The organism is Xanthomonas sp. SHU 199, assembly GCF_000364665.1.
Taxonomy (GTDB): Bacteria; Pseudomonadota; Gammaproteobacteria; order Xanthomonadales; family Xanthomonadaceae; genus Xanthomonas_A; species Xanthomonas_A sontii.
Genome location: NZ_AQOI01000880.1, coordinates 1 through 758, shown reverse-complemented (window position 1 = coordinate 758; position 758 = coordinate 1). Strand labels below are relative to the sequence as shown.

1 pseudogene is annotated in these 758 nt (G+C 74.7%); it reads right to left on the bottom strand.

Going from position 1 to position 758, the window contains the following annotated elements:
- A pseudogene (locus tag D183_RS25935) lies at window positions 1-758 on the bottom strand (exodeoxyribonuclease V subunit gamma); the annotation flags it as partial.

Below are 758 nucleotides of genomic sequence, written 5' to 3'. Positions count from 1 at the left end.
ACCAGGCTGTCCACCGCCGGCCGCCACTGCCGTCGGTAGCTGAACCGGCGCGGATCGGCGGCCTCGGCACCGGTGGCGCCGAACGCGGCGGCGGCGAACGGCTGCAGCGGATGCCGCACGACCAGCGCCGTGGCCGCGCCCGGATCGGCGTGGTACTGGGCGGCGCAGGCCAGCAGTTCGCCGACCAGCGGCGAGGGTTCGCGCACGCTGCCGTCGCGCGCGTCGGCGCCCAGGTAGCTCAGGTAGAACACCTCCTGCGCCGAGGCGAACAGCTGCAGGAACAGGAAGCGGTCGTCCTCGCGCGTCGAACGGTCGCCGTGGCGGCGGCGGGTGGTGCCCAGTTCGGCGGTGAGGCGGTTGAGCCCGGCGGCCGGATCGCGGCGCGGGAAGTCGCCATCGTTCATGCCCAGCAGGCAGATGACCCGGAACGGCAGCAGCCGCATCGGCACCATGCGGCCGAAGCTGATGCCGCCGGTGAGCAGCGGCGCACGCGTGTCCGATTCGCCCAGCACCGCGGCGAAGTGCGCACGCACCACCTCGGCCGGTACCGCCTCGGCATAGTCGGCGCGGGAGGCATCGCGCGCGAACTGGTCGATCAGCGCGCGCAACCGCTCCAGCGCGCGCTGCTGGCGCGGCGCCGACGGACTCTGCGGCAGCAGCGCCTCGAGCAGGCCCAGCAGCACTTCGCGCCACTGCGCCGGCTGCATCGGCTCGGCCAGCGCGGCCTGGTGGCGGTCGAGCACGCGCAGCAGGCGCAG